17 protein-coding genes are annotated in these 23,634 nt (G+C 60.3%); 12 read left to right on the top strand and 5 right to left on the bottom strand.

The features are described from left to right. Positions 1-166 precede the first annotated feature (166 nt). The 4 genes from ACRC0P_RS14290 to ACRC0P_RS14275 form a co-directional block, all read right to left on the bottom strand. A complete protein-coding gene (locus tag ACRC0P_RS14290) occupies positions 167-2,302 on the bottom strand; it encodes a TonB-dependent siderophore receptor (protein ID WP_438631975.1) in 2,136 nt (711 codons plus the stop codon). A gap of 451 nt (positions 2,303-2,753) precedes the next feature. Continuing rightward, positions 2,754-3,359: a response regulator gene (locus tag ACRC0P_RS14285; RefSeq protein ID WP_438631974.1), complete on the bottom strand. Its 606-nt coding sequence runs from the start codon at positions 3,357-3,359 to the stop codon at positions 2,754-2,756. A 198-nt stretch (positions 3,360-3,557) separates the two neighbouring features. Beyond that, positions 3,558-5,912, bottom strand: coding sequence for a sensor histidine kinase (locus tag ACRC0P_RS14280; protein WP_438631973.1), 2,355 nt, complete (start codon positions 5,910-5,912; stop codon positions 3,558-3,560). A gap of 490 nt (positions 5,913-6,402) precedes the next feature. Continuing rightward, positions 6,403-7,032: a hypothetical protein gene (locus ACRC0P_RS14275; RefSeq protein ID WP_438631972.1), complete on the bottom strand. Its 630-nt coding sequence runs from the start codon at positions 7,030-7,032 to the stop codon at positions 6,403-6,405. Positions 7,033-7,478: 446 nt separating this feature from the next. Here ACRC0P_RS14275 and ACRC0P_RS14270 point away from each other — a divergent pair, with 446 nt between their 5' ends. Further along, the gene (locus ACRC0P_RS14270) at positions 7,479-8,975 is read left to right on the top strand and encodes a bifunctional 2-methylcitrate dehydratase/aconitate hydratase (protein ID WP_438631971.1); all 1,497 of its coding nucleotides are present in this window, start codon (positions 7,479-7,481) and stop codon (positions 8,973-8,975) included. 194 nt (positions 8,976-9,169) lie between these two features. Here ACRC0P_RS14270 and ACRC0P_RS14265 read toward each other — a convergent pair whose 3' ends face one another. Further along, a complete protein-coding gene (locus ACRC0P_RS14265; RefSeq protein WP_438631970.1) occupies positions 9,170-10,105 on the bottom strand; it encodes a porin in 936 nt (311 codons plus the stop codon). A 277-nt stretch (positions 10,106-10,382) separates the two neighbouring features. Between ACRC0P_RS14265 and ACRC0P_RS14260 the strand changes: the two genes are divergently transcribed. The 11 genes from ACRC0P_RS14260 to pgsA all read left to right on the top strand — a co-directional run bounded on the left by ACRC0P_RS14260 (position 10,383) and on the right by pgsA (position 23,382). Continuing rightward, on the top strand, positions 10,383-12,878 hold the full coding sequence (locus tag ACRC0P_RS14260; RefSeq protein WP_438631969.1) for a DNA internalization-related competence protein ComEC/Rec2: 2,496 nt from the start codon (positions 10,383-10,385) through the stop codon (positions 12,876-12,878). Positions 12,879-13,044: 166 nt separating this feature from the next. After that, positions 13,045-13,665, top strand: a complete 621-nt coding sequence (locus ACRC0P_RS14255) for a MotA/TolQ/ExbB proton channel family protein (RefSeq protein ID WP_438631968.1) — start codon at positions 13,045-13,047, stop codon at positions 13,663-13,665. 13 nt (positions 13,666-13,678) lie between these two features. Beyond that, positions 13,679-14,113 (top strand): ExbD/TolR family protein, encoded by a 435-nt coding sequence (locus ACRC0P_RS14250; RefSeq protein WP_183459710.1) that lies wholly within the window; start codon positions 13,679-13,681, stop codon positions 14,111-14,113. Between the two features lie 232 nt (positions 14,114-14,345). Next, positions 14,346-16,169 (top strand): lipid A export permease/ATP-binding protein MsbA, encoded by a 1,824-nt coding sequence (gene msbA / locus ACRC0P_RS14245; RefSeq protein ID WP_438631967.1) that lies wholly within the window; start codon positions 14,346-14,348, stop codon positions 16,167-16,169. Position 16,170: 1 nt separating this feature from the next. Then, complete coding sequence (gene lpxK, locus ACRC0P_RS14240; RefSeq protein WP_438631966.1) at positions 16,171-17,199, top strand: tetraacyldisaccharide 4'-kinase; 1,029 nt, start codon at positions 16,171-16,173, stop codon at positions 17,197-17,199. Further along, positions 17,192-17,950, top strand: a complete 759-nt coding sequence (gene kdsB / locus ACRC0P_RS14235) for a 3-deoxy-manno-octulosonate cytidylyltransferase (RefSeq protein WP_438631965.1) — start codon at positions 17,192-17,194, stop codon at positions 17,948-17,950. Before lpxK ends, kdsB begins: the two co-directional genes overlap by 8 nt. Further along, positions 17,947-18,963, top strand: a complete 1,017-nt coding sequence (murB, locus tag ACRC0P_RS14230; protein ID WP_438631964.1) for a UDP-N-acetylmuramate dehydrogenase — start codon at positions 17,947-17,949, stop codon at positions 18,961-18,963. The genes kdsB and murB overlap by 4 nt, the downstream gene beginning before the upstream one ends. Before the next feature lie 77 nt (positions 18,964-19,040). Next, the gene (locus ACRC0P_RS14225) at positions 19,041-19,640 is read left to right on the top strand and encodes an alpha-ketoglutarate-dependent dioxygenase AlkB family protein (protein WP_438631963.1); all 600 of its coding nucleotides are present in this window, start codon (positions 19,041-19,043) and stop codon (positions 19,638-19,640) included. A 214-nt stretch (positions 19,641-19,854) separates the two neighbouring features. Then, positions 19,855-20,508, top strand: coding sequence for a UvrY/SirA/GacA family response regulator transcription factor (uvrY, locus tag ACRC0P_RS14220; protein ID WP_438631962.1), 654 nt, complete (start codon positions 19,855-19,857; stop codon positions 20,506-20,508). Positions 20,509-20,870: 362 nt separating this feature from the next. Next, complete coding sequence (uvrC, locus tag ACRC0P_RS14215) at positions 20,871-22,685, top strand: excinuclease ABC subunit UvrC (protein WP_438631961.1); 1,815 nt, start codon at positions 20,871-20,873, stop codon at positions 22,683-22,685. 100 nt (positions 22,686-22,785) lie between these two features. Next, entirely contained in the window at positions 22,786-23,382 is a 597-nt protein-coding gene (gene pgsA, locus ACRC0P_RS14210; protein WP_438631960.1) for a CDP-diacylglycerol--glycerol-3-phosphate 3-phosphatidyltransferase, read from the top strand. The last annotated feature ends 252 nt before the right edge of the window (positions 23,383-23,634 follow it).

Genomic DNA, 23,634 nt, shown 5'->3' with positions numbered 1-23,634 from the left:
CCACCCTACAAAAATGCCCGTCCCTCTTAACTTAGCGGCATTCAGATAGCGCTCTTGCCGACCGGCGCCATCGCCAGGAGGATGTTGCGCAGGAGCGAAGGGGTTGAATTGAATCAATACCAGCGGGCATTGCGGCCCGCCGGCATTCCGCTCTCAGCCAGCCGGCTCAGAGGCTAACGGTGGCTCCCAGCGTCCAGGTCAGGGGTGAGCCAGGCGTGGTCCAGAGCTTGTGATAGGAACTCACGTAGTATTTCTCGTCGAGCAGGTTATCGACGTTCACGGTCAGCTTCAGTTTGCCGGTGGCCTGGTAGGAGCCCAGCAGGTTGACCAGTGTGTAGGAAGGCAGGATATAGCTGGGATCGATGGTTTCCCCCAGGCGGTCGTCCACATAGTTTACGTGGACGCCGAAGGTGGAGGCTTTGCCGCCGACGGTAAAGCTTTTCACCAGCATCAGGTTGGCGCTGTTTTCAGGAATGTTGATCAGCGGGCTTCCGGCGGGGACGTCCACGCCCCAGTCGACGTTGGTGATATCGTTGCTGGTTTCGGCATCGACATAGGCGTAGTTGAACAGCAGCCGCAAGGTATCCGTCAAATCCCCGGTGATATCGATTTCAACCCCCTGGCTCTCCGCTTCGCCGAGGGCGGCGGAAGATCCCGGGTGCGCGGGATCGGCGGCGACAATATTGGATTTCTCCATCTTGAAGAGCGCGATGGTACTGCTCAGGGCGCCGTCGAGTGCTACCAGTTTTGTACCCAACTCGTAGGATTTGCTCTCCTCCGGATCAAAGGCGGTGCCGAAGAAATCCACTCCGCTGTTGGGGCGGAAGCCCTCTGAATAACTCGCGTAGACGGACAGGGTGTCGCTGGCTTCATATACCAGGCCGGCGCGCGGACTGGTGGCCGTCTGGGACTGGCGGCTTTTCATTTCCGACCGGCGGTTTTCAATGTCCTGGCTGAAGTTGTCATAGCGGAGGCCCAGCAGCACTTTCCAGTGTTCGCTCAAGTCGATCTGGTCCTGGAAGTAGAGGCCCCAGGCGCTCTGCTTTTCCAGCCTGTTGGCCAGCGGCGAGCCTTCCGGTGCAACCTGGCCATATACCGGATTGAAGACGTCCACCGAGTAGGTGGGTTTTCCTGCGTCGACGCGCCAGCGGTCCTGCTGGGATTCGAGTGCATATTCGTAGGTGTCGCCGCCCACGATCATGTGGTGGGTGAATGCACCGGTTTCAAAGGAGCCGGACAACTCGATGCGGGCGGATGTGTCCTCGGCATCGAAATCGCGGCAGCGCTGCCAACGGGAAAGGGTTTGGCCGTCGACGTAGAGCTGCTGACGGGGGGCGGCAAGTTCTGCTTCGGTGACGCAATCCTCAAAGGAGGACGCCCGGTAGTTGGCGCCGGCGAGGATAAACCAGCCGTCGTTCAGGTCGTGCTGCAGAACCAGTTGGTGGCCATTGGCATTGACTTCACTCGGTCCGTCCCCGGGTTCACCGTAGAAGTTGGAAACCGGCACTTTTCCGGGGTCCCCGTCGATGGCGACGATACCGCGGTCGAAAGACGTCGCCTGTTTCAGGTATTCCGCTTCGTAACTGAGAGAGGTGTTTTCGGTGAGCGCAACCAGGAACGACGGGGTCAGAACGGTCTTTTCCGATGTCACGGTGTCGCGGAAGCTTTCGCCGTCCTGGCGGGCGCCGTTGATACGGAAAGCCACCCGGTCGTTCAGGGTGTCCGCGTAGTCGCCCTCGAGGCGGTAAGTGTCGTAACGTCCGGCGGTCGCGCGCAGGTAACCTTCACCCTTGCGTTCGAACCCCGGCTTCCTGGTAACGATATTGATGGTACCGCCGGGCTCGCCGCGGCCGAACAGGGCGGAGCCCGGGCCTTTCAGGACTTCGATGGTTTCGACATTGGAGGCATCCCGGTTGCCGCTGAAGCCGCGGCCGCCGCTGAAGCCGTTGACCAGGTAGCCGGAGGGCAGGTTTTCATCCCCTGCGAAGCCGCGAATGGCAAAGCTGTCCCACAGGCCGCCAAAGTTGTTCTGGCGGGCCACGCCGCTGGCGATATCCAGTGCGCTCTGCAGTTCCACTGCGCCCAACTCAGCCAGCGTGTCCCCTGAGAGAACCTGGGTTTGCTGGGGCAGGGATTCCAGGGGAGTGTCGCCGCGATAGGCCTGTTTCTGGGCGGTGACGCTGATCTCTTCAACGGTCGATGGAGCCTCCCGGGCCAGTGATTGTTGGGCGGCGGTAAGCCCGAGTGTGGCGGATATCGCGCACGACAGCAGTGTCCTGCCGGGGTTAGGGGGAGTGGGCATGGCAATTTCTCGTGGTGGCGTTAATTTATCGGGCGCGTATTTTTAAATATAACGATTCTCATTTGCAAGTGTCGCCAGCGATTTATTGTGCGCCAAGCAAAACTGCCGTCCGTCTCCCCGCCGCCGTCACAGCGGCGCCAGCGCCTTCGCCAACTGGGGTTGGCCGGCGAGGGAAATGGTGGAGAGGGCGGGGGACGGGGATTGTTTCGCCATCGACGCTGCGCCCCTCGACTGGCGCTTCCCCCGGGTGGCCCTGGCGGAGGACTCGCCAATGCGATTGTGCAGCTGCGGTCTTGGGGCTGTTGTCCGGGGCGAGCGACAGCGGCAAGGGCTGGCCAGAAACCATTTAGCTGTGGTGCTGAATGAGAATCAGGTTCTCGAGAAGAGAGAGGAGGGAATGGGCGGGGCTCGCTGTGCCGCTGCGTCTTTGTGCTCTTGGGCCAGCGGTAGGTCAGTCCAGGATAAAGCCCAGCTGGCGAGCCTTCAGGACAGCCTGTGTGCGGTTGTCACAGCCGAACAGCTTCAGTAGATCTGAAACATACTCTCTGACGGTGGTGGGGGAGATATTGAGCTGCGTCGCTATTTCCTTGTTTGGCAGGCCGAGTGCCAGAAGTTCCAGGGTGGCAATCTGGCGCGGTGAAAGTACTGCGGGCCCGGCATTATCCTGTCCGCCGATAATGACCACCTCGCCTTCCATGATGTTCTTCAGCGCCTTGACTATGGTCGCTTTGGAGCTGGTTTTGGCAATAAAGCCGTCCGCCCCCAGCTGCAACATCTGCTGGATGCTGACCTGGTGATCGACGGTGGAAACGACAACCAGTGGCAGGGCAGGGTAGCGGGCTTTCATTTCCTTCAGGCCATTGAGCCCACTAGTACCCGGAATATGGATGTCAAACAGGACCAGGGCAATATTCTGATGACTCGCCAGAGTGGCCATGGCTGCAGGGAAGTCACCCGCCTCGATGATCTGGACCTCGGGAAATACCTCCTGCAACAACAGGCGAAGGCCATCCCGGTAAAGTTCGTGATCTTCGGTTATCAGTACCTTAACAGTCATTCGAATGGCTCATTCTGGTCGATCTGCCTTCCCGCTTGCCGGCCGGACGCTATTGCATCTGACGGGATGCAGTCCCTCAAAATCCTGTTATAGAGGGATAAAATCGAATTTTATACCGGGATTAGCTGCGCACGAGTAACAGTGGGTACTTGCCGGGAGTGTAATTTATCACTTCCGGCGCCCTGGCACCATTTTCGTCTATGCGGGCGTGTGGAGTTCCTGTTGCGCCTGGCGACGCCTGGCGGCAAGGTTCAGCAGGGCGCGCAACTGGGATGGGAGAACCGCCGTCGACAGGGCAATCCAGTTGTCCGGCAGTGAGGTATCGGGATCACAGACACAGGCAGCCACGGTTTCCCGTGCCAGCACGCCCGTCTCCTTTGAAGACAGGGATGCACTTCTGAGGCTGGGATAGTCGCAGAGTAGTACAGAGGGGGGTGCACCGGATTGGCAGGCCGTTTCCACGGAACTGAAAGTCAATACCGGGCAGCGCCACTTGTGCAGGCGTTCAAGAATCGCGTCCCTGAGTTCATTGTCCTGAAAAGCCAGCGCCACCACAGGTTGGCTCTCATCCAGCCTGAGCGGCTCCCGCTGGTTCGATGAAACCTGTCCCAATCGTGGCGCACAGATTTTAAAACAGCTTCCCTTTCCCGGGGCGGATATCATTTTCACCGGGTGATTCAACAGTTCAGAAATATGCCTGACAATGGACAGGCCGATACCAGAGCCGTCCACTTGCACTGGATCCTTGACTGAACGGTGATAAATATCAAAGACATGCTTCTGGTCTTCCTCATCCATGCCGCACCCGGTATCCAACACCTGGATAACAACATTTTTACCACGCCGCCGGCAGCCTACAACGACCCTCCCTGTATCGGTGTATTTAATCGCATTGGAAATCAGGTTGCGCAGCATCCGCTCCAGCAGTACCGGATCGCTGAATACCTGCAGGGAGCACGGGTGAAACGTCAGTTGAATGCCCTTGTCTGTTGCCAGCATTCGGTATTCATGCTGTAGCCGGGAGAATAAATCCGCGAGAGATACTGGCTTGAGATCAGGCTTTATCCCACCGGATTCCAGCTTGCTCAGATCCATGATGGAATGGAATGACTCACTCATCTGTCGGTGCGTATTTTTTAACCGGTTAAATATCTTTTTACCATCCAACCCATGAACATGTGGCTTCAAATGCTCCAGAAAAATACTCATCGAATTGATCGGTTGGCTCAAGTCGTGACTGCTCTGGGCGATAAAGCGGGACTTTGCCTGGCTGATGTATTCTGTTTTAAGTTTTTCCTCACGCAGAGCTCTTATACGCAGTATCAACGCGGCAGCGTGAACAAGCATATGTAAAATCTGCACATAAAGAACGTGAATCATTTTATACGATACCGTGACTTCCTGGGGCGATCCTTTAGGCCCTTGAGTAGTCACAATCACCTGTAACATGGACAGTATCAAGGGGAGCCATCCGAGAATATAGATAGTGTAATAACGGCCTTCAGCGTGTACTTTGGCAACACCCGAACTGAGAATGACCATCCACGCAATCGCGTAGTTAAATGCATACAGAAGCATGTTCGTTCTGAATGAAGCCATTGTGCTCGCAATGGAGATAACAACAGTTATTAGCGCCGCCGCTGCAAAAGCGTGATACCACCTTCCGGAGTTCCGGTTAACCTGTAGAAAGCTTGCGGCAAAAGCCAGTTGCGAAAACAGTGTCGAAGACATCAATACCCAGAATAATGCCGTCTTATCATAGGTTGATTGCCATAGAACCGCCGGGATGCTGCTGTGCTCCAGGTAGTAGAAGAGCATCAACAGCGAAGAGAGTGAGGCCCAGAAAAAGGCTATTTCTGCCGTTAATAACCAACAGATAAAGCCAAGCAGGATCAATCCGAGAATGATGCCGATCGCGATTTTGAACGCATAATCCATCTGCGTTTTCCAGATTTCGTACTGACGGTCGCTTATCAGCGCCATGTACGGATACCAGGCAACGAATCGAGCCTTCAACTCAACAACCATCAGGTAAGACTCTCCCGCCCGCTGCTTGACGTCTACCGCGCGGCCGATGGTGTTGATGTCAGTTGAGCCCGGATAGTCTGAGTTCCTGAACGTATGAACAACCTGCCCATCACTTCCCCTGATCAATACCCTGGGCTGCTGAAAGCCAAAATTGCTGATGTGTAATACCCAGTCACTGTTTTCCGTATTGTTCACAATATGCGTATACAACCAGTATCGACTGTGTTTACCAAAGTCGGGCGTCAGGCCAAAAGCTTGGTTTTGAGGGGACAGATCGGGAGCATTTTCCAGTGTCAGCCCCTCCGGTATGGGCAGAAAACCGGAGGAATAATTGAGAGAGGCCAGGGGGTAGCGGGTATCAGTTTTTGTTAACTCTATGGGGGAGAAAGGGGAGAAGGATTGGACCTCCGGCTCCGGGGAGTCCGGACTCATTGCCTGGACAGGGCTGAACCCGGTCAGCAGTGCTGCCAGGCAAGTGATCAGGACCGGGTAGAATTCAGGCAGACACAATGCTTTTCGGATCATGCTACTTCCCGGGAAACCTATAAACGATTTGGTGGCGATACTGGTTTACAGAGGCGCGTCTACTGCCTTCTACTGCCTGCAAGGGGACAAAATGGAAAGCGACTACTGAGCGAGCCAGAGGCTTCCCAAGTAATGGACCGGATTGGAACCGGGTAAAGTGCCGGGTTTCCCGGCTTCTGTCAATGCTGTTTACCTGACAGCTCACTCCGACATTTTCGAGGTGGCCGTCTCCCGCCTTAAGACGTAATCTTGACCGGATAGCATGCGTTGCAAGGAGGGAATAGATTCGGATTCCGCGGGGGGACGGTCTGCTGGCGGTTTGTTTCCAGGCGGCGCTGAGAGCCGGGATCGCGGCCATGGGCCGCTCCTACTGGGCGGGCCTTTGGCCCGCATGCCGAGCTGGAGCTCGGCGCGCCCAGGAGAAGCGGCTCTGCCGCTTTTGCGGAGCTGGCGGCGGGCGTTCCCGAGCTCCGCGGTCCCGGGATTCAAACTAGCTAAAAAGCGCTTCGTCAATCATCCCCTGGGAGGCTCCCAGGCCAAGCGAACTCTGCTGTGTATCGTAGGGTAGCCAATTTGCAATAGGTGCATAGGGACAAGCGACGACTCCATGATAGGGATCGAGAAAAATGATCTCGGGGCGGAAAGGGCGTCTGCCGAGACAAAGGGCCACATGTCCGCCCCCATTGTGATTCCAGTTGAGTGAAACGATTGCAGGTCTCTGCGGCGTGCAATTCGCGAGCTGAATGGGAATGGCAGCTGACCCGGGGCCAGGCATCATCCAAAGCCACCGATGTTGCGGCAAGTACCGTTGCAATGAAAAAAAGATATCTCCCAGGGAGGCACCACCCCGACCGCCACCCCAGCGCCATGCATTGGCCGGTGCCGCGGTTCTCTGCAGTGGTTGTCCGTTCGCGAACCTTGTAATATCAGCGTTTCCAATTTGCTGAGCCTGCCTGATCCAGAGTTGTGCGATTCCCCGTGTAAGGTTTCTGTTGAGGACGTGCTTGACCAGCATGATCATGCTGGCGACGGCGCAGTCATTTGGAAGATTTTGCTGATAGACATCATAAGTATAATTTTGCCCATTGTAGGCAAGATTGGAGTTTTGAATCCAAGGCATAAATTACCGATCCTTCAAATGGCGCTGGTTTCGCTCCCATGCTTGCGTCGCCTGGAGCATTCGGAAAACGGATATTAAATTAGGAGGGGAGGCGTGGACAACCCGACAAATGTCGGGTAGACACAGGAAAAATCACAATGCCGACACAGTAACGTCGCACTGGACTTGGCCAGATGTCCGTGGCCCTCGTTTTTATCTATCCTCTCTAGAAACGTCTTTATCTATGCCGTAGGAGCGGTCCCTGGGAACGCCGAGCTCCAGCTCGGCTGGCGGGCCGCAGGCCCGATCGCGGCCATGGGCCGCTTCTACGGCGGGCCTTTGGCCCGTATGCCGAGCTGGAGCTCGGCGCGCCCAGGGGAGGGCCGCTTTTGCGGAGCTGGAGCCTTCAGCTTCTTATAAAAAGCTCCGCGGTCCCAGGTTTCCGTAACTGCTGGAGAGAATCGAATATGAGTGCCAACGTCGATCAGAATATCCGCCCGGACTATGACCGGGAGATCCAGGATATCGCCGACTATGTCCTTGATTACCGGATAGACTCAAGCGAAGCCTGGGACACGGCGCGCAACTGCCTGATGGACACCCTCGGCTGCGGCCTCTTGGCGCTGCGCTTTCCCGAATGCACCAAACACCTGGGGCCGATCGTCGAGGGCACCGTGGTGCCCAATGGTTCGCGGGTGCCCGGCACCCGGTTCCGCCTGGACCCGGTGAAGGCGGCCTGGGATATCGGCTGTATTGTGCGCTGGCTGGATTACAACGACACCTGGCTGGCGGCGGAGTGGGGCCATCCGTCGGACAATCTGGGCGCGATTCTCGCGGTGGCGGATTATTTGTCGCAGAAACGCATCTCGACGGGCACAGAGCCCCTGCTGATGCGCGATGTTCTGGAGGCCATGATCAAGGCGCACGAGATCCAGGGGGTGCTGGCGCTGGAGAACAGTTTCAACCGCGTGGGCCTGGATCACGTGTTGCTGGTGCGGGTTGCTTCCACAGCGGTGGCCGCGAAGCTGAAAGGCGGGAACCGCAAGCAGCTTATGGCTGCACTGTCCCACGCCTGGGCGGATGGTGGCGCGCTGCGCACCTACCGCCACGCTCCCAACGCGGGCTCCCGTAAGTCCTGGGCCGCGGGTGATGCCACTTCCCGCGCTGTGCGCCTGGCGGATATCGCCATGCGCGGTGAAATGGGCATTCCCGGCGTGCTGACGGCGAAGCAGTGGGGTTTCTACGATGTGTGCTTCAGCGTTACCAACGCGGATCACAAACTGAAAGCCGCGGAAGACCGCCGGTTCAAGTTCCCGCGGGGCGCTTCACCAGACTACGCGAGCTACGTGATGGAAAACGTGTTGTTCAAGATTTCCTTCCCGGCGGAATTCCACAGCCAGACCGCCTGTGAGGCGGCGGTGATTCTCCATCCGCAGGTGAAGGACCGCATCGACGAGATCGACCGGATCACAATTACCACCCACGAGTCCGCGATCCGCATTATTTCCAAGGAGGGACAGCTCGCCAACGCCGCGGACCGCGATCATTGCCTGCAGTATATGACCGCGGTGCCGCTATTGTTTGGCAACCTGGTGGCGGAGCACTATGAAGACAGCTTCCACGATGCGCATCCGGAGATCGACCGGCTGCGGGAGAAAATGGAAATCGTCGAGGACAAGCGCTATTCGGAGGAATATCTCCACCCGGACAAACGCTCCATCGCCAATGCGGTGCAGGTGTTTTTCAAGGACGGCTCGTCGACGGAAAAAGTGGAAGTGGAATATCCCATTGGTCATCGCCGGCGCCGGAAGGAGGGGATTCCGCTGCTGGAGAAAAAATTCCGGGACAGTCTGGAGACCCGTTTTCCGGCCGGGCGCTGTGAGCAGCTGTTTTCCCTGTGCAAAGACCAGGAGCTGCTGGAGCGGACTCCGGTGCATGAATTTATGGATTTGTTTGTTATCTGACCGAGATCGCGGCAACCGCCATGGATGGCGGGAATGCCGATTGTGCATGGAGCACACAATCGGCCATGGGCCGCTCCTACACCTTCTTTATCACTTCCTGTAGGAGCGGCCCATGGCCGCGATTGATCTCTCCGTAATGAAAAAGCCCCGGCTGTTACACCGGGGCTTTTCTTTACAAGCGAAATCAAGTTCGATCAGAATTTGAACTCGGTGCCGATACCTGCGTAACTGCGCTCGTAACCGTTCGCGGCGCTTTCGTCGGTAAAGAAACCGAAAACCTTGGCCGCAGCGGACAGCTTGTAGTCCACACCCAGGCTGTAGGTCTCCGCCTCGGCCACCACGATATCGGACTGGCCGTACTGGGCCTTCATGGTCCACTGGTTGATCTTGTAGGCGGCGGAGGCCATCCAGCCATCCTGTTCGCTGCCGTCGGGCCTTTCCTGCTCTTCGTAAAGCGCACCTACCTGCACCGTGCCAATGTTGTACTGGGCCACAAGGCGCTGTACATCCCAGTCGTTGGCTTCCACGTCCTGGTCGTAGGCGTAGGCCAGGTAGACGCCGTAGTTATCGTAGGCGAGGGACACGGAAGTGCCGTTGTCGCGGGTGATATCCTCGCCGAACTCATCCCGGCCGATTATCTCGTCCTTGTGGCTGATGTAGTCGGTGGACAGCTTGAAGCCGGCGAAAGAGGGCGTGGTGTACTGCAGGCTGTTGGATTCGCGGTTGTCACTCTTGGTGATTACGCTCTTGATATCGCCTTCCAGGTCGTTGAACAGATCGACCTTGTTCTGTGCCACCTTCATCGGAGTATCGAACTTGCCGCCGATCACCTGACCGAAACCGCCTTCCAGGCCCGCGTAGATATTGCGCTGCTCGAAGGTTTCTTCCGCCTCCCCGTCGATATCCACCTGGTACTCCATCTTGTAGATACCCTTGATTCCGTTGTCGAAGGGCAGCTCGCCCTTCACGCCGAGGCGCGAGGCGTTGCTCTTGATATCGGTATTGGAGCCTTCGCCTTCGTCGGCGGATTGAAAGTCCACATTGGCCTTGCCGTAGAACTCGAATACCTCGGCGCTGGCCAGGGCCGGAGTCAGGGCGACGATGGCCAGGGAGATTGCGGTCTTTTTCATCGGTCGTCTCGCACAGTTTATGGTTTTGGAACAGGGGCGGGTGGTGTCCGGGCACCCGGCCTCAAGTTGGTGCGAATTCTGCGAGCCGAAGATTACAAGAGTGTTAAAGATGGCACTTTTCTTTAGAAATTGTGACTGCATGGTGCCAGCTTATACAGGAAAGACACTTTATTTGATCCAATGGCACTGAGTAGAGGCCCAAGGGCAGCCCCTGTTTTGCGCCGGGCCGGAAAATCTGGCACAACAAACGCTTCGGCACAGGATGTGGACTGACACTATGCAATGGTTGGTGGGGCAATGGGCGGTGGGCGCAAGAACGGCGGAAGGGCGGAACCCGCTTTCGCTGACACTGTTGCTTTGGAGCTACGCCCTGGCGATTGCCGCCGTGGGCTGCCTGCCCCGGATTCCCCCGCCGATATTTCTCGCCGCACCGGCCGCCGCGCTCCTCTGCTGCGCCCTGTTGCTGCCGTCCCACCGGCGCCTTGTGCCGCTGCTTTTGGCGGTATTTGCAGGGGCGGGGTGGGGCAATTGGCACAATCGGCAGGCACTGGAGGAGCGCCTGCCGCTCAGTGACCACGGTGCCGACTTTCTGTTACAGCTCGAAGTGGTTTCCCTGCCGGAAAGCCGGATCTCCGCCCCCCACGGCGGCGACTTCGAAGTCCCGGTCAATCTGCGTTTCAGCGCGCGGGTGCTGGGACAGTTGGAAGGCGGCGAACTTTCGTCGCCGCCCCAAGGGCAACTGCTGGATCTCACCTGGTACCGGGCGGATGCCGACATCCGCCGCCAGCTGCGCGCCGGCAGCCGCTGGAATTTGCCGGTGCGCCTCAAGCGCCCCCGCGGCAGCGTCAATCCGCACGGATTTGATTACGAGGGCTGGCTGCTGCGCCGCGGTGTTTACGCCACCGGCTATGTGCGCCCGGGGGATCACGCGCCGCAATTTCTCGACAACTTCAAGGGGCTGCCGGCGATGCGCCACTGGCTGCGGGACCGGCTGGTGGAGCAGCCGGCGCGGCGCCCGGAGCTGTTGCGCGCGCTTCTGCTCGGTGACCGGGGCGGGCTGGAAAGCGACGACCGCCGCCTGCTGCGGGAGACGGGCACCGCGCACCTGCTGGCGATTTCCGGCCTGCATGTGGGCATGGTGGCTGGTTTTTTCCTGCTGATCGGCAATCTGCTGGGGCGACTTATCGGCGCGGTGACCGGGACCTCGAGCTTTGCGCCGGCGGTGTTTCTCGCCCTGGCCGGCTCTCTGGGCTACACGCTGCTGGCGGGGGCGCCGCTGTCCGCACAGCGGGCCCTGGCGATGACCTGGGTGCTGCTGCTGGCCTGGCAGTGGCGGCGCAGAATCGGTCCCGGCCTGGCCTACAGCCTGGCGTTGGCGCTGGTATTGACGCTGCAACCGCTGGCATTTTTCGGCGCCGGTTTCTGGCTCTCCTTTATTGCCGTGGGAGCGCTGCTGCTCGCTTTCAGCCATCGCGTGCGGCTGCGGCGGGGCGCAGAGGATACCGAACCGGGGTACGCTCGGCGGATAGTCCGCGGTTTTGCCGGCCTGCTGTTCAGCCAGTGGGTGGTGACGCTGGCATTGCTGTTGCCTTCACTGGTGTTTTTCTCCGGTTTCAGTCTCGCCGGGATGTCGATGAACCTGGTGGCAATCCCCTGGCTGGGCCTGCTGATACTGCCGATGCTGCTGTTGGGTACCCTGTTGATCTGGACTCCGATGGGCGGTTGGTTCATCGGCTTTGCCGGCTGGCAACTGGATCTGTTGATGGAGTTTCTCGAACAGGGCCGGGCCCTGTTGCCCGCCTGGCAGACGGCGGGGCTACCGATTGGGGAGGGAGGTCTGTTGCTGGCGGCGCTGGGCGTTCTGCTGTTGCTGTTGCCCGCCGGACTCCCCGGGCGCCGGTTGGGCTGGCTGTTCCTGTTGCCGCCGCTGCTGCCGTTTCTGCCCCTGGCCTCGTCGAAAGAGGAGTTCCTGCAGGTGACCGCGCTGGACGTGGGCCAGGGGCTGGCGGTGGTGTTGCGCACACCGCAGCAGCGGTTGCTGTACGACGCGGGCCCGCTCTCCGGTTCCGGCTGGAGTGCGGGCAGCCAGATCATTGCGCCCTATCTGCTGGGGGAGGGGATGCCCGCGTTGGATGGCGTCGTGATCAGCCACGGCGACCGGGATCACGCCGGCGGGCTCCCCGGCCTGGCGGAATCCCTGCCACTGGGCCGGCTCGTTGCGCCGGGCCGGTTGGCGGACAGACTGGGAGAGCAGTTGGGGCGGGATACGGGAACCTGCATCGCCGGCCTTCGGGAGCAACTGGGCGATCTGGAATTCCAGTGGCTTTGGCCGGACACAAGAAATCTCTCGGGTGAGGACAACGATCACAGCTGCGTGGCACTGGTCCGGTGGCGCGGGATACGGATTCTGCTGGCGGGGGATATTTCCAGTGGCGTGGAACGGCAATTGTACCGCCGGCATCCCGGCTTTGCACCAGTGGACCTGTTGATCGCGCCCCACCACGGCTCGCGCAGCTCCTCGTCCCGGGCTCTGATCGACTGGGCGCGGCCGCGCCGGGTGGTGTTCAGCGCCGGGTTTCGCCACCACTTCGGCCACCCGCATCCCGAAGTGGTGGACCGCTACCGCGACAGCGGTGCCGAGCTGTTCAACACCGCGGAGTCCGGAGCGGTGGCATTCACTTGGCAGGCGGCGCTGGGGGAACCCCGAATCGACCTGGCCCGCGCGGCGCAGAGGTTCTGGTATGCGGCTGAATCGGTTGGAAAGAAGGATTGAGGGGAATGGTACTAAGTTAAGGTTCTGTGGCCGCCCTGTTACCGGGCAGGTTTTGCAATCGGGTTCACACGGACGAAAGAGACGACTGGTAGAGGCTTAGCCAGCGGGGCCGGCTGTGGTAGAGTCTCCCCCGAGATTTTCCCTCCGCAGTCTGGGACCAAGAAAAGTGTTAGAAATAATAAAATCCGGCGGCTGGTTGATGCTGCCCATCCTGCTCTGTTCCGTTGCCGTCATCGCCATCTGCATCGAGCGCCTGTGGACCCTGAATCCGCGCAGGATAGCCCCCCGCACCCTGCTGGGCGAAGTCTGGGGCTGGTTGAAGAACAACCAGATCAATGGCGACAAACTCAAGGAGTTGCGGGATTCCAGCCATCTGGGCCGCATTTTCGCCGCCGGCCTGTCCAACTCTCGCCACGGCCGCGACGTGATGAAGGACAGTATCGAAGAGGCCGCCAGCCAGGTGGTGCACGAACTGGAACGCTTCCTCGGCGCCCTCGGCACCATCGCCGCGGTGGCGCCGCTGATCGGCCTGCTGGGAACGGTGGTGGGGATGATCCAGGTGTTTACCGCGATCATGCTGGAGGGCACCGGCAATGCGGGTGTACTCGCGGGGGGTATCTCCCAGGCGCTGATCACCACCGCCGCCGGCCTCACCGTGGCGATTCCCGCGCTGATGGCGCACCGCTACTTCCAGCGCCGGGTGGACACCATCGTGGTCACTATGGAGCAGGAGGCCGTCAAGCTGGTGGATGCGCTGCACAGCGACCGCCGTATCGAAGCGGCCTGAGCAGGAGGGCGCTATGCAGTTTCGCCGCCAGGCCCGGGAACAGGATGGAGTCAACCTCACGCCGCTGATCGACGTGGTGTTCCTGCTGCTGATTTTCTTTATGGTCTCCACCACCTTTACCAAGGAGAGCCACCTGAAGCTGGACCTGCCGGAAGCGGCGGGGCCCCAGGCGGACAATCCGCCCAGGACCATCGAGGTAGTGATCAATGCGGATGGCTCCTACGCAGTGGACGGCCGCGCGCTGATCAACAAAAAGCTGGCCACCCTGAAATCGGCGCTGTCGGAAGTTTCCGCGGGCGAGTACAATCGCCCACTCGTTATCACGGCCGATGCCATCGCCCAGCACCAGGCCGTGGTCCGTGCCATGGATGCCGCCGGCCAGTTGGGTTTCGTCCACCTGAGTATCACTACGCGGCAGCCCTCCGGAGAGCAGGAGACGGGGGACTGAGCCGAATGGCACTAAGTTAAGCGATGAACTTGATGCGAAGGGCCTGATGCCGGGAGCTGTTTGCGGGACTGTCTGCGAGAGGGACCTCGCGGACAAGCCTACAGGGATGTATTCACGGCGTGTCCCGCAAACAGCTCCCGGTAGCAGGCCCGCCCGAAAGCCTTAACTTGGCGCCATTCGGGACTAAGTCTTTTTTCCGCTCTCTGTTTTTGTGGTCTGAAACAAATATCCTATGGATAAAATCGCTAACCCGGTGGCGCCCGATCACCGGGGCTCGAAAACCTACCGCCGCCTGCTCACCTACGCTCTGCCTCTCTGGCCGGTCTTCGCCCTCGCGGTGTTCGGTTTCATGCTGTTTTCCCTCATGAATGTGAGCCTGATCGCAGTGACCGAACTGTTGCTCGACGCGGTGGGGGCGGGCATCCAGGCGGGCCGCGGTTTTCTCTCCAGATATGTCGCCGGCTATTTCCCCGGCGGGATCATGCCCCAGGAGACCGCCCGCTGGCTGATACCGCTGGCGATGCTGGGAATTATCCTGTTTCGGGCCATTGGCAATTTTATCGGCAGCTACGGCCTGGCCTATGTGGCGCGCTCGGTGATCCACAAGTTGCGTACGGAACTTTTCTCCCATATTGGTGAATTGCCCAGTGCCTATTTCGATCGCTATACCGGCGCCTACCTGATTTCCAAGGTGTCCTACAATGTGGAGCAGGTGACCAACTCCATTACCAAGGCACTGAAAATCCTGATCCGGGAATCCTTCACCACCATTGGCCTGCTCACCTACCTGCTCATGGTGAACTGGAAACTGACCCTGACTTTTTTCCTTTTCGCGCCACTGATCGCCGTAATCGTGCGCACCGTGGGCAAGCGTTTTCGCAAATTGAGCCACCGCATCCAGAACACCATGGGGGATGTGACCCACGTGACCCAGGAAGCGATCGGCGGCTACCAGGTGGTGCGCATGTACGGTGGGCGCGAATATGAAAATGCCCGATTTGTCGCCGCCAGCGACAACAACCGCCAGCAGTATATGAAGCTGGTGGTGGCGGACAACGGCAGCGTATCGGTAATCCAGATACTGGTGGGTGTGGCCACCGCCTCCATCGTCTGGCTCGCGCTGGCGCCGGGAATGGTGGAAGTCATGACCGCCGGGGTTTTCGCCTCCTATATCGGCGCCGCGGCTTCGCTGGCGAAGCCGGTGCGCAACCTGTCGGAGGTCTACTCAGATATCCAGAAGGGCGTAGCCGCGGCGGAAAGTATCTTTGAAGTGATCGACGCGCCCAAGGAACCCCGCGGCGGTACCGCGCACCTGCCGTCGCCGGTGCGCGGCGCGGTGACCTTCGAACAGTTGGGCTTCCGCTACGACGAAGCCGCCCCTCCGGTGTTGACGGACATCGATTTTGTCGTGGAGCCGGGACAGACCGTGGCGCTGGTGGGCGCCTCCGGTTCCGGCAAGAGCACCCTGGTCAGCCTGCTGGCGCGTTTCTACGAACCGACCAGCGGGCGCATCCTGCTGGACGGCGTGGATATCACCGAAGTGTCCCTGGAGGAGCTGCGCCGGCAGATCGGCATGGTGTCGCAGAATATCGTATTGTTTAACGATACCGTGTACCGCAATATCGCCTACGGGGAATTGCAGTCGCGCACTCTGGATGAGGTGCGGCGGGCCGTGGAGCTGGCTCACGCCAGCGATTTTATCGACGAGTTGCCGGAGGGCTTGCACACGGTACTCGGGGACAATGCCCAGATGCTCTCCGGCGGCCAGCGCCAGCGCCTGGCCATCGCCCGCGCGCTGCTCAAGGACGCACCGATTCTGATCCTCGACGAGGCCACCTCGGCGCTGGACAACGAGTCAGAGCGCGCCATTCAAATGGCCCTGGCGGAGGCGATGAAAAATCGCACCACCTTTGTGATTGCCCACCGCCTCAGCACTATTGAAAATGCCGATCGCATCCTGGTGATGGAGCAGGGGGTGATTATCGAGAGCGGTACTCATGTTGAACTGCTCGCCCGGGGCGGGCGCTACGCCACTTTACTACAGCAGCAGATCTGAGATGTCATTGGAAGACTGGTTCAACAAACGCTGGTATCTGGAAAAAGAGCGCGCATCTCTGCTTTCGCTGCTCGCGCCCCTGGAGTCCCTCTACCGCTCGATCAGCCGCCGCCGGCGCCACCGCGCGCTGGAGGACCCGCCGCCGTCACTGCCGGTGCCGGTGATCGTGGTGGGCAATATTACTGCCGGCGGGGCGGGCAAAACCCCGCTGGTTGGGGAGCTGGCCCGTTGGCTGCGGGATCGGGGCATGAACCCGGGAATCGTCAGCCGCGGCTACGGCGGCCGCGCCAAGCACTACCCCTATCAGGTCACCGCCCAGTCCCACCCGCTGGAATCCGGCGACGAACCGCTGATGCTTCACCTGGTCACCGGCCTGCCGGTAATGGTTTCCCCCGACCGCGCAGAGGCGGCCCGCGCGCTGATCGACTATCACCAGTGCGATGTGATCCTCTCCGACGACGGCCTGCAACACTACAAGCTCTGGCGCAGCCTGGAGATCTGTGTGGTGGATGGCCAGCGGGGCCTGGGCAACGGCCGCCTGCTGCCCAGGGGCCCGTTGAGGGAACCCGCCGAGCGGCTGCGCACGGTGGATCTGGTGGTGTCCAACGGTGAGCCACAGGAGCGGGTGAAGTCCCAGTGTGGCGAATTGCTGGAATTCCAAATGAAGCTGGCGCCGTCCAGTTGGCACCAGTTCAACCTGGACCAGACCTCCACCCTGAAATTGACCTCGGGACCGGAGCCGGGCCCCTGCCACGGCGTCGCCGCCATCGGTAATCCGCAACGTTTCTTTCGCGAGCTGCGCCAGCTGGGCTACAAGGTGACAGAGCAGCCCTATGCCGACCACCACCAGTTCAGTGCCCAGGAGCTGCAGTTCGACGGTGTGACGCCGGTGATCATGACTATGAAGGACGCAGTAAAATGCCGGGACTTCTGGCAAAGCCACTGGTGGGCACTGGAGGTACGGGGCCAACTGCCGGACCTTTTCTTCCAGAGGGTACACCATCACCTGCAGAGTTTTAGATGTGACTGATTTCGACGTGATTATTCCTGCCCGCTATGGCTCCAGCCGCCTGCCGGGCAAGCCCCTGGCGGATATCGGCGGCCTGCCGATGGTGCAGCATGTCTACCGCCGCGCCCGTGAGAGCGGCGCCGGGCGGGTGATCGTGGCCACCGACGATATGCGCGTGGCGGAAGCGGTGCGCGCCTTCGGCGGAGAGGTGTGCATGACCGCCGACGATTGCGCCTCCGGTACCGACCGCCTGCAGGAGGTGGCCGCCAACCTGGGGCTGGCGGAGGACCGCATCCTGGTCAACGTGCAGGGAGACGAGCCGCTGATTCCCCCCGCGGTTATCGACCAGGTGGCCGCCAACCTGGCCGCCAACCCGCAGGCGGGAGTGGCCACCTTGGCGGAGCCGATCTGCACCCTGGAGGACTTCCGCAACCCCAATATCGTCAAGGTGGTGGCCGCCGAGAGCGGTCTCGCCCGCTACTTTTCCCGCGCTCCCATCCCCTGGCCGCGGGACGCCTTCGCCGGCGAGTGCCGCGAACTGCCCCGGGGGCTGGAACCCCGCCGGCATATCGGCATCTATGCTTACCGGGTGGCACTGTTGAACCGCTTCGTGTCCTGGCCGATGGCACCGCTGGAGCAGTTCGAGGCGCTGGAGCAGTTGCGTTTCCTTTACCACGGCGAGGATATCCACGTGGCAGATGCGCAACAGGAGGTTCCCGGCGGCGTGGATACCGAGCAGGACCTGGAGCGCATGCGCGAGCTGTTGGCGTGATTCAAACCGATATCGATTTACAACCTCTCAATACCCTGGCAATCGCTGCCAGAGCCGCGCACTTCGCGCGGGTGGAAAGCCTCGAGCAGTTGCGGGAGGCATTGGCGTTCGCCCGCGGGAGGAAGCTGCCGATACTCCCCCTCGGGGGCGGCAGCAATATCGTGTTGACCGGCGACTACCCGGGCTTGGTGATCCATATGGAGCTTCGCGGCCTGTCCCTGGAGGAAACTCCCGAGGGCACCCGCCTGAGCGCCGCCGCTGGGGAGAATTGGCACCGGTTGGTGATGCACACGGTGGAGCGGGGGCTCGGCGGACTGGAAAACCTGGCCTTGATCCCCGGAAAAATCGGTGCGGCGCCGATCCAGAATATCGGCGCCTACGGCGTCGAACTGCGGGACTCCTTCGTCGACCTGCAGGCGGTGCATATCGCCACCGGCAAGCTGTGTGAATTCTCCGCTGCCGACTGCGAGTTCGGCTATCGCGACAGCGTGTTCAAAGGGCGCGCGCGGGATCGGTACATCATTACCCGGGTGCGCCTGGAATTGCCCTCGGACTGGCGCCCGCGCATCGACTACCCCGCACTGGGAGAGTATTTCGCCCGGCGCGAACAGGGCGCCGGGACACTGACACCGGAGAAGGTGGCGCGGGCGGTGATCGCCGTCCGCAACAGCAAGCTGCCGTCACCGGACGAGATACCCAACGCCGGCAGTTTTTTCAAGAATCCCCTGGTGGACGCGGACCTCTACCACAGCCTCAAGAAGGCCCATCCCGACCTGGTGGCCTTCGCCGCCGGCGAGCGCTGGAAACTGGCCGCCGCCTGGTTGATCGACCGCGCCGGCTGGCGCGGCCGGCAACGCGATGCGGTGGGGGTGCACGACCGCCAGGCCCTGGTACTGGTAAACCCGGGGCGGGGCCCCGGCGCCGAAGTAACCGCCCTCGCGGCCGAGATAGCGGCGGATGTCCGCGCCAAGTTCGGCGTGGAACTGGAGCCGGAACCCCGCTACTATCCCTGATCCGGCTGCACGGCGCTGCGGTTCCGCCCCTATTCGGTCAGCTTATGGATGAGAAAACTTTTACACAACAGGCGGGTTTGTTGCAGAGCGCATACGCCGGTACGCAATGGCTCGACCTGCCTCCGGGGGGCGCGCTGCTGATCCCCACCTGGCTGGCACCGAGTGAGGCGGCATCGCTGATGGACCACTGCCTCGAGCAGCTGTGCTGGGATCAGCCGATGGTGCGGGTCTTCGGCAAGCAGCATCCGATTCCCCGGCGCCACGCCTTTGTCGGCGACAATGGTGTGGCCTACCGCTGGGCCGGCCTGGAACAGCGGCCGCAGCCGTGGACCGAATCCCTGGCTGTCCTGCGCGCTCAACTGGCCCGCGCCGGCTTTCTGTTCAACAGTCTCCTCGTCAATCACTACCGCGATGGAGCCGACGGCATGGGCTGGCACGCCGACAACGAAAAGGAGCTGGGCGAGAATCCGGTGGTGGCCACGGTCAGCTTGGGCCAGGAGCGCAGGCTGAGTTTCAAGCAGCGCGATGGAGCGGGGCGCCTGTCGGTGATTCTGCCCAGTGGTTCGCTGCTGCTGACATCCGGAGCGGTGCAAAAACACTGGTTGCACCATGTGGCAAAAAGCAACCGACCGCTGAAAGAACGCATCAGCCTAACTTTTCGTTATATCAATTCGTAACCGCTTCACACTTATTACTTTTTGACTGACGGTGAACCACTGGTCTCGCTTTGCACTAGGGTATTTGTCTGGTATGTTGCTGGCGGGCTCTGTGGATGGATCTCGGGTGGGGCGGCCGCTCCATTGAGCAATAACAACACTTTCTGCCGCGTACACACGGGTGACGTGTAAAGCCGTGTGGGGCGGCACTGAAATATCCGTAGTTGGGGCGAATTTGATTAAAGTCTTGGTGGTGGACGATCACGACCTTGTGCGCATGGGGATTTCGCGCATGCTGGGTGACGTCAGTGGTGTACAAGTTGTGGGTGAGGCCAACAGCGGCGAAGAGGCGCTTGCGTTCGTGCGCGAGGCCGACGTGGACGTTATTCTGATGGACGTCAAGATGCCCGGTATGGGCGGATTGGAAGCCACCCGTAAACTCCTGACCCGTTGCCCCCAGGCCAAGGTGATCGCGGTCAGTGCCCTGGACGACGATCTTTTCCCCGGCCGCCTGATGCAGGCCGGTGCCCGCGGCTATGTGACCAAGGGGGCGGACCTGGAGGAGATGGTCAAGGCCATCCATACGGTAGTGGCCGGCGAGGTCTACATCAGCAGCTCCACGGCCACCAAGATGGCCCTGCGCAATGTCAGCGGCAATGCGGAGAAGGCCTCGCCCTTCGATATTCTCTCCGAGCGCGAACTGCAGACGGCGGTCATGATCGTCAACGGCAATAAAGTGGCGGAAATCGCCGAGACCCTTTCGGTCAGCCCGAAAACCGTCAACAGTTACCGCTACCGCATTTTTGAAAAGCTGGGTTTACACAGCGATGTGGAGCTGACGCTGCTGGCGGTGAAATATCAGCTTCTGGACCCGGAAGCGGCCTTGTAGAGCTCGATTATTTTGTAGGATGGGCAGAGCGCAGCGTGCCCATCACTCGCTTGCCGATGGGCACGCTGCGTTTTGCCCATCCTACCAGTTCCTAGTGTCCTGTATGGTGCTAAATAGTGATACCAGAGCCCCCCAGATTGTCCACAGTTAGGCGCAGCTCGCAGGGAATGGTCATTCCATTTTCAAGAGCTGTAACGCAGCTGTGGGCAATCTGGGGGGCTCCCTTCGGGCGGGCCGCTAAGCAGCCATCTGCGGCGTTGCACTTGCTTGACGTAGAATGACTACGCCGGCGCAAGTGCGCCTTGCATCTGGCCGCTTAGCGGCCCGCTGGTTTCACTATTTAGCACCATACAGGAAACTAGATGTTCGACAGCAAACGCTTCCTGCAAACCGTTACCCGCAAGCCGGGCGTCTACCAGATGTTCGACGCCGAGGGGCGCATTCTCTATGTGGGCAAGGCGAAAAATCTTCGCAACCGCCTGACCAGTTACTTCCGCGCCTCCGGGCTCACTGCCAAGACCATGGCGCTGGTTCAGCGCATTCACAGCATCGAAGTCACGGTGACCCGCAGCGAAACCGAGGCGCTGGTGCTGGAGCAGAGCCTGATCAAATCCCAGCGGCCCACCTACAACGTGATGCTCAAGGACGACAAGGGCTATCCGTATATTTTTGTTTCAGACAAAGATACATTCCCGCGCATCGCCCTGCACCGCGGTGCCAAGCGTAAAAAGGGGCAATATTTCGGTCCCTTCCCCAATGCCTCCTCGGTGCGCGACAGCCTGAACTTTTTACAGAAGACTTTTCGCATCCGCTCCTGTGAAGACAGCGTATTCCGCAACCGTTCGCGCCCCTGCCTGCAGTACCAGATCCAGCGCTGCACCGCGCCCTGCGTGGATTTTATCACCGAGGAGGACTACCGGGCGGATGTGCGCCACGCGGAGATGTTTCTCACCGGCAGGAGCGACAGGATAATCCGCGAGCTGGCGGATGAAATGGACCGGGCCTCCCGCGAGTTGGAATTCGAAAAGGCCGCGCGCCTGCGCGACCAGATCTCCGCACTGCGCCGCCTGCAGGCGGACCAGGTGGCGGAGCGGTCCAGCGGCGACGTGGACGTGCTGGGTATCGCCAGCCAGGGCGGTTCCAGTTGCGTGCACATACTGTTTATCCGCCAGGGGCGCATTCTCGGCAGTCGCAGTTATTTTCCCGACGAGCGCCTGGGGCTCTCCACCGCGGAACTGCTCTCCGCCTTTATCCCCCAGTTCTACCTGGGTACCAGTCGGGAAGTGCCGCGGCAGATCCTCACCTCCGAGCCCATCGAGGACCTGGAGCTGCTGCAGCAGGCCCTCAGTGAACAGAGCGGCCGCGACGTGGCCATCCTCCATCGCCTGCGCGGCAACCGCGCTACCTGGGTGGACATGGCCCGGCAGGCGGCGGAGCAGAACCTGGGCAGCCGCACCGCGGCGCAGCAGAAGCTGCAAAGCCGTTTCGAATCCCTGCAGGAGGCCCTGCGCCTGGAACAGCTGCCGGAGCGCCTGGAATGCTTCGATATCAGCCATTCCGGCGGCGAGGCCACGGTGGCCTCCTGTGTGGTTTTCGATACCGGCGGCCCGGTAAAGTCCGACTACCGCCGTTTCAACATCGAGAATATCCAGCCGGGGGACGACTACGCAGCCATGGCCCAGGCACTGAAGCGCCGCTATACCCGCCTCTCCAGTGGCGAGGGCCGGTTTCCCAACATCCTGCTGATCGACGGCGGCAAGGGGCAGGTGCGCCAGGCAGTGGACAGCCTCAATGAGCTGGGCGTGGTGGGTGTGCAGATAGTGGGTGTGGCCAAGGGCACCACCCGCAAGGCGGGTTTCGAAACGCTCTATGTGGTCGCCGGCAACCGGGAATTGGTATTGTCCGCGGACTCGCCAGCGCTGCACCTGATCCAGCAGATCCGGGACGAGGCGCACCGCTTCGCGATCACCGGCCACCGCCAGCGGCGCGACAAGAAACGCCGCGAATCCCCCCTCGAAGGTATCCCCGGCGTGGGCCCCGCGCGGCGTCGCGCACTGCTGCGCCACTTCGGTGGCCTGCAGGAAATCCGCCACGCCTCGGTGGATGAGATCGCCGGTGTCGAAGGCGTCAGCCGCAAGCTCGCACAGGATATATACTCCACACTACACAGTGAGTAACTGCGGGCACTGACAAAATTTAACGCTCCAAATCCCGTCTGGCGTTTCTTTTTGCGAAATGCCTTGGTAAGTTACGCCCACCGAAAGTACAGGGACAAGCATGACACTCGCCAACCAACTGACACTGCTCCGCGTCGCACTGATACCGGTTTTCGTGCTGGTGTTCTACCTGCCGTACAAATGGAGCTACATGGCCTCGGCGATTATTTTCGCGGCGGCGGCGGTAACGGACTGGCTCGACGGCTACCTGGCACGCAAACTGAACCAGAGCACGCCTTTTGGCGCCTTTCTCGACCCGGTAGCGGACAAGCTGATGGTGGCCACCGCTCTGGTGTTGCTGGTGGGCCTGCATCAAAACGCCTGGTTTACCATCGCCGCGGCGGTGATTATCGGGCGGGAGATCGCGGTTTCCGGGCTGCGCGAGTGGATGGCGGAACTGGGCCAGCGCGCCAGCGTCGCGGTAACCGTCGTCGCCAAGTTCAAGACCACCGCGCAGATGGCGGCGATCATTGTCCTGCTCGCCTTCGATGTACGCGAGTATCCGGTAATGGAAAGCATCGGCTATGTGCTGCTGTATGTCGCCGCGGCCATGACCCTGTGGACCATGGCGGTGTATCTGCGGGCGGCCTGGCCGGTGCTTAATGCCAGTAGCGGGCAGAAAGAGAGTATTGAAAAAGACAAGAAGGACAAAACTTGAATTTGTGACTTTGTATTATTTTTGGGTGTTGGCTTGGGAAGAATTTTTAGAGTTCAGCCCTTTATTGGGACAAAGTTCTCGGCTTGAAGGGTTGCGGAGTCAAGTTTTTTGGGAATAATAGAGCCCCACCGTGCACATGGGCGTAATTTAAGTGTGATGCGGGATAAAACAATTGATTTGACCTTTGCTTTTATTTTCTGGCTTGGGAAGGTGCATATTGCTTGGGGGAAACTTCCTGGCTGGCGGTCGTCT

This window comes from Microbulbifer sp. (genome assembly GCF_051659245.1).
Lineage (GTDB): Bacteria > Pseudomonadota > Gammaproteobacteria > Pseudomonadales > Cellvibrionaceae > Microbulbifer.
The sequence above is the reverse complement of the archived record's forward strand: the minus strand, read 5'-3'. Positions and strand labels throughout refer to the sequence as shown.